Origin of the sequence: Alcanivorax sp. (genome assembly GCF_014762765.1) — a bacterium.
Classification (GTDB): Bacteria; Pseudomonadota; Gammaproteobacteria; order Pseudomonadales; family Alcanivoracaceae; genus Alcanivorax.
Genome location: NZ_JABURH010000084.1, coordinates 1 through 8,836 on the forward strand (window position 1 = coordinate 1; position 8,836 = coordinate 8,836).

At 59.5% G+C, this 8,836-nt stretch carries 9 protein-coding genes and 1 tRNA gene; 6 read left to right on the forward strand and 4 right to left on the reverse strand.

Going from position 1 to position 8,836, the window contains the following annotated elements:
• A partial coding sequence (locus HUJ17_RS03880) for a lysine 2,3-aminomutase (RefSeq protein ID WP_290509437.1) occupies window positions 1-1,181 on the reverse strand: 1,181 nt, incomplete at its 3' end.
• A gap of 405 nt (window positions 1,182-1,586) precedes the next feature.
• Here HUJ17_RS03880 and HUJ17_RS03885 point away from each other — a divergent pair.
• Window positions 1,587-3,032 (forward strand): phospholipase D-like domain-containing protein, encoded by a 1,446-nt coding sequence (locus tag HUJ17_RS03885; protein ID WP_290509438.1) that lies wholly within the window; start codon window positions 1,587-1,589, stop codon window positions 3,030-3,032.
• Between the two features lie 204 nt (window positions 3,033-3,236).
• On the forward strand, window positions 3,237-3,971 hold the full coding sequence (locus HUJ17_RS03890; protein WP_290509439.1) for an START domain-containing protein: 735 nt from the start codon (window positions 3,237-3,239) through the stop codon (window positions 3,969-3,971).
• Here HUJ17_RS03890 and HUJ17_RS03895 read toward each other — a convergent pair.
• The 3 genes from HUJ17_RS03895 to HUJ17_RS03905 all read right to left on the reverse strand — a co-directional run bounded on the left by HUJ17_RS03895 (window position 3,925) and on the right by HUJ17_RS03905 (window position 5,622).
• Window positions 3,925-4,104: a PLDc N-terminal domain-containing protein gene (locus HUJ17_RS03895; protein ID WP_290509440.1), complete on the reverse strand. Its 180-nt coding sequence runs from the start codon at window positions 4,102-4,104 to the stop codon at window positions 3,925-3,927. The genes HUJ17_RS03890 and HUJ17_RS03895 overlap by 47 nt on opposite strands.
• 121 nt (window positions 4,105-4,225) lie before the next feature.
• A complete protein-coding gene (locus HUJ17_RS03900) occupies window positions 4,226-5,434 on the reverse strand; it encodes an MFS transporter (RefSeq protein ID WP_290509441.1) in 1,209 nt (402 codons plus the stop codon).
• A 111-nt stretch (window positions 5,435-5,545) separates the two neighbouring features.
• Window positions 5,546-5,622 (reverse strand) — tRNA-Arg (locus HUJ17_RS03905).
• Window positions 5,623-5,969: 347 nt separating this feature from the next.
• Between HUJ17_RS03905 and arsS the strand changes: the two genes are divergently transcribed.
• The 4 genes from arsS to HUJ17_RS03925 all read left to right on the forward strand — a co-directional run bounded on the left by arsS (window position 5,970) and on the right by HUJ17_RS03925 (window position 8,731).
• Window positions 5,970-6,929, forward strand: coding sequence for an arsenosugar biosynthesis radical SAM (seleno)protein ArsS (gene arsS / locus HUJ17_RS03910; protein WP_290509442.1), 960 nt, complete (start codon window positions 5,970-5,972; stop codon window positions 6,927-6,929).
• Window positions 6,926-7,615, forward strand: a complete 690-nt coding sequence (locus tag HUJ17_RS03915; protein ID WP_290509443.1) for a TIGR04283 family arsenosugar biosynthesis glycosyltransferase — start codon at window positions 6,926-6,928, stop codon at window positions 7,613-7,615. The genes arsS and HUJ17_RS03915 overlap by 4 nt, the downstream gene beginning before the upstream one ends.
• Window positions 7,602-8,249 carry a TIGR04282 family arsenosugar biosynthesis glycosyltransferase gene (locus HUJ17_RS03920; RefSeq protein WP_290509444.1) on the forward strand — a complete coding sequence of 216 codons (648 nt, stop codon included), beginning with the start codon at window positions 7,602-7,604 and terminating at the stop codon, window positions 8,247-8,249. The genes HUJ17_RS03915 and HUJ17_RS03920 overlap by 14 nt, the downstream gene beginning before the upstream one ends.
• 143 nt (window positions 8,250-8,392) lie before the next feature.
• Window positions 8,393-8,731 (forward strand): Hpt domain-containing protein, encoded by a 339-nt coding sequence (locus HUJ17_RS03925; RefSeq protein ID WP_290509445.1) that lies wholly within the window; start codon window positions 8,393-8,395, stop codon window positions 8,729-8,731.
• Window positions 8,732-8,836: the final 105 nt, after the last annotated feature.

The window sequence follows — 8,836 nt, forward strand, 5'->3', positions numbered from 1 at the left end:
ACGCCCTGGATTTCCACCTTGCCCGGGTGGCTGGACATGCTCGGGCCACGGGCGGTACGGGCGATACCGGAGACCTGTTTCATGGCATCGCGGTAGATTTCCCAGGCCTTGGCCAGCGGCACTTCAAAGTAACGGCGTGCACCGGTGTCCCGTTCCACAAACATGTAGTAGGGGATGATGCCCAGCTCTACCTGGGTCTGCCACAGGCGGGCCCAGTCGTCGGCGTTGTCGTTGATGTGTGCCAGCAGCGGGCCCTGGGCGCGGATCACGGCGCCGGTGGCGCGTACCCGGCGCACGGCTTCCCGGGCGATGTCGGTTTCCAGTTCCTGCCAGTGGTTGTAGTGCGCCATCAGTGCCAGGTGTTTGCCACTGGCTTGCACTTCCTGGAACAGATCCAGCAGGTCCTGGGCATCGTCGTCGGACACCACGCGTTGCGGCCAGAAGGTCAGCGCCTTGGAGCCGATGCGGATGGTGCGGATCTGTTCCAGTTCCAGCAGCGGTTCGATATGGGCGCGCAGGTTCTTGGTCTTCATGACCAGCGGATCGCCACCGGTGATCAGCACATCGGTGATTTCCGGGTGCGCCTGGATGTACTTCTTCAGCTGGCCGGCTTCCTTGGTGGCGATTTTCAGATCGTTGTCACCAATGAACTGGGCCCAGCGGAAGCAGAAGGTGCAGTAGCTGTGACACACCTGCCCCTGGCTGGGGAAGAACAGCACGGTCTCGTTGTACTTGTGCTGGACGCCGTCGATTTTTTCGCCGTCCACTTCCGGCATGTTGTGTTCCATCTGCCCGGCGGGGTGCGGGTTCAGGGCGTCACGGACTTCGGCGATGGCGGCCTTGATTTCCGCCTTGTCGCCACCGCGCATGGCCTCGGCCACCTTGTCGAAGTGCTCCGGGGCCAGCATGCCTTTCTGCGGGAAGGTGAGCTGGTAGATGGGATCATTGGGCACCTTGTCCCAGTCGATCAGTTCGTCGATGACGTATTCGTTGACCCGGAATGGCAGCACATTGGCAACGACTTCCATGGCAAAGCGGGTCTCGTCGTCCAGCCGTTTGAGAGGCTCGATCTTGTCGAGCTGGCGCGCGGTAAACACCTTGAAACGGCGCGGCTCTTCAAACTGCTCAAACTGCGTTTCCGTGCTCTGATGCAGCGGAATGACGGCATTGGTTTCGGGCATGGTATCGCTCCTCATCATGCGCCGGCATGACGACGGAATCGCCAATACCGGTACACTGGTTGCCTACACCAGCAGGATTTGTATTCGGTACTACAGATGGCCAGCGGCAGCTGACGCTGAGTTGGGCCTAATGCCCGCTAACGTGCGCCGATCATGGTCGACGCTGAGGACCCGGGACCCACGTCTCCCAGCCTTGTCGGGGAGGACGTACAGCGTGTGGCGGCTGTGGTTGTCCCAAAAAAAGAGGGCGTATTTTAGTGACTTGGACGGCAAAGCGCAAAGCCGCTGATCTGACTGGTTTTTTTGCAGGAAACGGGGCACTGGGGGATATGCTATGTTGACGCAATATTGCCAGCCTGAGGACGTTCGCACCCGGGCTGAGGGAAGGCAAGGAGCGGAAACGCGTTGGATCTGACATTCTGGAAAAGCCGTTACGATCAGGGGCTGGCGGTGCTGGAGCCGTTCTGGCCTTATATCGCTGCGGCCATCAGCCTTTCCCTGGCGATCTATGTGACTGCCCATGTGGCCCAGAACAAGCGCGACGCCCGGGCTGCCGCAGCCTGGACCGGCCTGGTGTGGCTGGTGCCGGTAGTGGGTGCGGTGTTGTATTTCATGTTGGGGGTGAACCGCATCCAGCGTCGCGCCCGACAGCTCATCGGCGGGCTGATCGACAGTGATGATGGCTGGCGGGTGGCCGCAGAGGCGGTGCCCACGGTGCCGCATCTACAGGTGCTTAGCCGGCTGGTAGGGCGCCTGACACATTTGCCGCTCACCGACGGCAACGAGCTGGCATTACTGGATGCACCGCAGACCTATCAGGCCATGCTGGACGCCATTAACGGCGCCAGTGAGAGCATCTACCTGGTGACCTATATTTTCGGCAATGATGCTGCTGGCAAGCCGCTGGTGGATGCCTTGGCCGCCGCGGTCAAACGGGGCGTCAAGGTGAGGGTGCTGATTGATGGCATGGGCGCTCATTATTCCCTGCCGTCAGTGGTCTGGCGTCTGCGTCGTAGCGGGGTGCCGGTACAGCGCTTTCTGTACTCCCTGGCACCTTGGCGCATGCCCTATATCAACCTGCGCAACCACCGCAAGATCCTGATCGTGGATCGCGCTCTGGGTTTTACCGGGGGCATGAATATTCGCGCAGGTTATCTACACAAACCGGCTCGCACCACGGATCTGCATGCCCGACTTGAAGGGCCGGTGGTTGGCCAGCTGTTGCGAAGTTTCGCTGCCGATTGGGTATTTACCTGCGGAGAGGTGCTGGAGACCAGCTACCGTGGCCCGGCCCAGGTGGGCGATGTTCAGGCGCGGGGCATCAGCGCCGGCCCGGATGCGGATTTTGATAAACGCCGCCTTACCCTGCTGGCGGCCATTGGCAGTGCCGAGCACCGCATCCGCATTGTCACTCCCTATTTCGTGCCGGATCTGACCCTCATGGCGTCCCTGCAAATGGCCATTTTGAAGGGCGTACAGGTGCAGATCGTGATTCCCCGCAAGAGCAACCTGCGCATGGTGAACTGGGCAAGTTTGCATGCCTTGCGCTGGCTGGTGGGCGAGGGTGCCGAACTGTATCTGTCGCCGCCGCCGTTTGATCACAGCAAGGTGATGACGGTGGATCAGCACTGGCTGATGCTCGGTTCCGGTAACTGGGACGCCCGTAGCCTGCGTCTGAATTTCGAATTTGATCTGGAGTGTTACAGCGCCACGCTTACCACCCGGGTGGATAAGGTGCTGGATCGCCACATCCTGCTGTCTACCCGCATGGAGTCGGAGCATTTCCGCGACATGGCACCCTGGCGTCGTTTGCGCAACGCTCTTTCGCATCTGATGGAACCCTATCTTTGATCTGACCCCATGACGCCGGTTGCCGCCATGACGTACCAGTCAGCGGGCTTTCGGGCGCACCGGCTGTGCGGCATGTCGCATTTTCGGGTTGTCTGTGTCACATTTTTCTTCGTCAGGCAGGTCTGGCGCTGTCAGGCAGGTTATAAAGTGATCACTCGCCGGACTGTCTCAGGTGCGGCGATGGGGATGCTTCAGGAAAACAGAATGATAATAAAACGACTTTTACTCGGCCTGATCCTGCTGGGCGGCTCGGCCGTGTCCATGGCCGACTCGTCAGCATGGGTGCTGGTTACGGACCGGGATGATATCCAGGTCTATCGTCAGGATGACGACAGCTCGCGGCTGAAAACCTTTCGTGGTGTGGGCGTGGTGCCGGTGGCGGATTTTAATGCCATTGGTGCCCTGATGGACGACTACACTGCGGTGGCGTCTTTTATGCACATGGTTTCTGAAATTCGCGACTTGCACCGGGCTTCCCCCTATCAGCGTGACGTCTATGTCACCACGCGTTTGCCATGGCCGGTGAAAGATCGGGATGCGCCTTTGCGTGTGACTTTCTACCAGGAGCCGGACAGCTATGATCTGGTAATGCCGTTTTCCCTCAATCCGCCGGTATTTCCCGAGCAGCCTGACTATGTGCGCATGCCACAAATGGAAGGCTATTACCGGTTCGAGCCCTTGTCGCCGGGAGAGGTGAAAGTAACTATTGAAGTGATATTGGACCCGGGTGGTGCGGTGCCGGCCTGGCTGGCCAATATCATACTGCGGGATATCCCGTATTTTTCACTGCGGCGCTTGCGCCGGGTGGTGAACCAGCCCCGTTTCCAGGGGATTTCCCACGGCTACTACCAGACTCCGGAGAGCTGGCAGACGCCGCAGAAACAGGAAGTGGCTAACGCTGCTTCAAAGGAGACCCCGGCCCCATCAGTGCCCAGATAATCAGGCCGATCAGTGGCACCACCAATACCAGCACTACCCACAGCACCTTGTGCAGGGTTTCGGCGCTGGACTGGATGATCATTACGATGGCGTAGATCGCCACGGCCAGTTGCAATAGTCCCAGGAGTTTCATCAGCAAGATCCTTCTTGTACCCGAATGGAATCTTCAATCTAGAGCAGCCGCTCCATCGGGTAAATCTCTGATATGTAAAAGACGGTCTGATTCTGTTGGGGTGGCCTGATCTTGCCCGGGACTATCCACTTCGCGCTGCGGTGTTATTGACGGATTCCATCGCCTGAATTCGCCAGCCGAAGAGCAGGGCGGTCAGGCCCAGACCCGCTCCGAGTCCCACCACTCCGTTCCAGCCGAAATGATCATAGGCTGTTGCCGAAGCCAGCGAGCCGCCAGCGCCACCCAGAAAATAGAGGAACATATAGCCGGAATTAAGGCGGTTGCGGGCGCTCTCGTCCAGCACCAGGATCAGATTCATATTGGTGATATGTACCGCCTGCAACGCCAGATCCAGCAACACAATACCGGCCGCAAGGGCAATCAGGGAAACGCCGCCCAGCCCCAATAGTCCCCAGGACAGTAGCAAGGCGAACACACCGATGACTGTAAGGCGCCCAGCGTATCCCCGGTCGGTCATGCCGCCGGCGGGTCGTGCCGCCAGGGCTCCGGCGGCGCCGGCCAGCCCAAACAGGCCGATGGTGGCATCGTTGAACGCCCAAGGCTGTGCTGACAGCAGGAAGGCCAGTGAAGTCCACAGCACACTGAACATGGCAAAGATCAGAAACCCGAGCAGGGAGCGGCGGCGGAACAACGGGTAACGCACAAACAGCCCGGCGATGGAGCCGATCAGCTGGCCGTAGTGCAGACGAGTGTCCTGCCGGTAGCGGGGTAACAGCCGCCACAGCGCTACGGTATTCACCAGCATCAAAGCTGCTGCGACCCAGTACACGGTATGCCAGTCGCCCAGGGTGGAGAGGGCGCCGGCCACGGTACGTGCCAGCAGAATCCCCAGTAGTAACCCGCTCATTACCGTGCCCACCACTTTGCCCCGGTTGGCCACTGGCGACAGGGTAGCGGCAAAAGGCACCAGCACCTGGGCCACCACCGAAAATGCCCCGGTAATAGCGGTGCCGGCCAGCAACATCGGCAGGGAAGTGGCGTTGGCGCTGAACAGCAGGCCGCCGGTGGCACACAGCATCATGGTGACAATCAGCCGGCGTCGCTCCAGCAGATCCCCCAGCGGTACAAGCAGAATCAGGCCCACCGCGTAACTGGCCTGGGCGGTGGTCACGATAATGCCGGCCCGAGCATAGGACAGGTCAAGGCGGTCGGCGATGGTGTGCAGCAGTGGCTGGGCGTAATAGTTGCTCGCCACCACCAGGCCGGTGGTGGCGGCCATCAGAAAGACCAGCGAACGGCTGAGTGCGGTGGGCGGGGCCTGAGAGTTCATGACGCCTCCTGAGCGTGGGGCGGCAAGTGTTATTGAATCTTGTTCATTTTTCAAGGCGTAGCCTGCTGGCAGTGCAAGGCCTGGCGATGTGATACGGAAATAGAAAAGAAATGGCGCCCCGAACAGGAGTCGAACCTGTGACCTAGCGCTTAGGAGGCGCTTGCTCTATCCAACTGAGCTACCGGGGCTGAAGCAGTGACGATTGTAAGGACTTTTAGTGGCGGTGCCAGTTTCCGGGCTGCAAGCGGCTATTTTGTCGGCGCTTACTCGCCCTCCGGGCGCCGGCAAAGCGGCGATATCCGCTTCGCGTTCGTTCGGCCAAAGCACGCTTTGGAAACCCCCGACCTCACCCAACTGAGCGACCGGGGCTGAAGAAGTGACGATTGTAAGGACTTTGACTCGTGGTGCCAGTCCTGAGGGAGCAAACAGTCAAAATTCCGTCAGACATGTCGCGTGGCGATTGCTGCGTTCACGTAACCTTTGCGACAAGCCTGCATCCAATTGCTAGCATTGAAGAAATTGAAACAGGTGATGTATGCAGGATACCCACGATTTACTGGTGCGAAGCAGCACCGACTTCCCGTCGTTGCGGCGCCATGCCACGTCCATATTGCAGGTGAACCTGGGCTATCTGTGCAATCTCAGTTGTGTTCACTGTCATGTGAATGCTGGCCCCACACGCACCGAATTGATGGATCGGGAAACCGTGGACATGGTGCTCGAGGTGATCCGGCTGCGCGACATACGTGTGCTGGATCTCACCGGTGGTGCGCCTGAGATGAACCCCCATTTTCGCTACCTGGTCGAACAGGCCAGGGCCATGGATGTGGAAGTCATCGATCGTTGCAATCTCACCATTCTGCTGGAGCCGGGTTATGAGGATTTGCCGCAGTTTCTGGCAGAGAATCGGGTGCATGTGGTGGCATCACTCCCCTGTTATCTGGAAGAGAATGTGAATGCGCAGCGCGGCAAAGGGGTGTACCAGGGCAGTATCGAGGCCATTCGCCGGCTTAATGCCCGGGGCTATGGCAGTGATGATTTGTTGCTGGATCTGGTCTACAACCCCACCGGCCCGTCCCTGCCGCCCCCTCAGGCGGTGCTGGAAGCGGACTACAAGCGCGAGCTGGATGAACGTTTCGGGCTGCGTTTCAACAGTCTGCTGACAATCACCAACATGCCCATCAGCCGTTTCGGCGCCGTGCTGCTGGCTCACAACCAGTTCAACGATTACATGCAGCTGCTGCGCGACAACTTCAACCGCGACACCCTGCCGGCGGTGATGTGCCGTGCCACGGTGAGCGTGGATTATCAGGGCTACCTGTACGACTGCGACTTCAATCAGATGCTGGATATGCCGCTAGGTCACCACGAGGGGCATCCACATTTATCCGGGCTGCTGGATCACGATCTGGAAGGTGAGCCCATCTATGTTGCGGACCATTGCTTTGGCTGTACGGCTGGTGCCGGCAGTAGCTGCAGTGGTGCCCTGGGATGAGCGACGCCAGGATCAGTGTGATCGTGCCGGTGCGTAATGAAGCCGGCAATCTGGCCGCTACCCTGGTCATGCTCCGCCATGCCCTTCGGGACGGTGATGAACTGGTGGTAGTTGATGGTGGTAGTACTGACAGCAGTGTGGAAATTGCCCGTGAGCTGGCGGACCAGGTGGTTCTCTGTGCCCCGGGTCGGGCCAGGCAGATGAACGCCGGTGCCCGTCAGGCCAATGGCCACTGGTTATGGTTTGTCCATGCAGATAGCCAGCTGGACAGTGCACACCGGCAGCAGCTGGAGCGCTTGCCGGCTGATGCCCGATGGGGGCGTTTTGATGTGCGCCTGAGTGGCCGGCGTTTCCTGTACCGGGTAATCGGCGCGATGATCAATCTGCGCTCCCGGGTTTCCGGAATTGCCACCGGTGATCAGGGCATCTTTGTTCGCCGTGACATCTTTTTCGCACTGAGCGGCTACCCCGACCAGCCCCTGATGGAAGATATCGCCCTGAGCCGGTTGTTGAAGAAAAAGCAGGGACGGCCCCGGTGCCTGCGCCCGGCACTGACGACCAGCAGCCGGCGTTGGGAAACCGGGGGGGCATGGCCGACCATCTGGCTGATGTGGTCTCTGCGCTACCGTTACTGGCGCGGTGCACCGGTTGAAGAACTGTACCGGGACTATTATGGCGAGCACTGATAAAGCGTCGCAGCCGTTGCTGATTGTCTTCGCCCGGGCATTGCAGGCTGGCAGGGTAAAGACCCGATTGATTCCGCACTTTGGAGAAGAGGGCGCCCTGCGTCTCTACCGTTTCCTGTTGACCCGCACCATTGCGGCCGCCTGTCGCTTTCCGGGGCGAGTGGAGCTGTGGCTGGATCAGCCGGACAGGGAGCTGCAGAGCCTGGCGGAGCGCAATGGTTGGTCCTGCCACCAGCAACAGGGTGAAGACCTGGGGGAAAAAATGGCCCTCGCCCTGAATGCGGGCCTGTCGCAGGCCGACCGGGTCTTGCTGGTTGGCAGCGATTGTGCGGTATTGAATCAGGATTATTTGGAGCAGGCGTTGCGTGCGCTCCACTCGGCGTCGGTGGTATTCGGCCCCAGCGAAGATGGGGGCTATGTGCTGGTCGGCAGCTCCAGCCAAAGCTTGTGGGGCCGCCGGCGCTTTCAGGGTGTCCGCTTTGGTGGCGAGCATGCCCTGGCGGATAGCGCTGCCTGTTTTCCCGGGGAACGGGTGGCCCGGTTACCGGTCCTGTGGGATGTGGATACCCGTGATGATGTGTTACGCGCCCAGTCCTGTGGTCTATTACCCGTGATACAGGGAGCCCTTGAATGACAGCGTGCACTTTTCAGACCCGCCTTGGCATGCAAGGTATTATTTGGATTCTCTACTAAATTTTTCTGGATTTTCGAGGCATTCCACATAAGATTTCATGATTAATCGTTAGGGTTACCCCCGTAAAGGAAGACGGAGCCGGTATGCAAGATTCAGCGATTCTCGACGACGAGGTCGTTTCAGAACTACAGGATGTGATGGGCCAGGATTTCCAGATGCTGGTCGACTCCTTTCACCGTGACGGAGAGCAGCGTCTTGCGGCTCTGGAATCCGCGCATGAAGCGGGTGACCAGGAAACCTTGCGCCGCCAGGCTCACAGCTTCAAGGGCAGTAGCGGTAACCTGGGTGCTGTGCGGGTGTTCGATTTGTGTATGCAGCTGGAAAGCCTGGCCAGGGAAGGAGAGCTGGGGCAGGTTGCAGACTTGCTGGCACGATTGCGCGACGCCTTCGACCAGGCCTGTAAAGCACTGCGCCAGATCTGAACCGTCCCTGGTTTTCCCGAATTTCAGACAAAAAAAACCCTCTTCCGAATAAGGGGGTGGAAGAGGGGGGTTGTGAGCGCTATTGCTAGCGCCTTGGGGGGATAC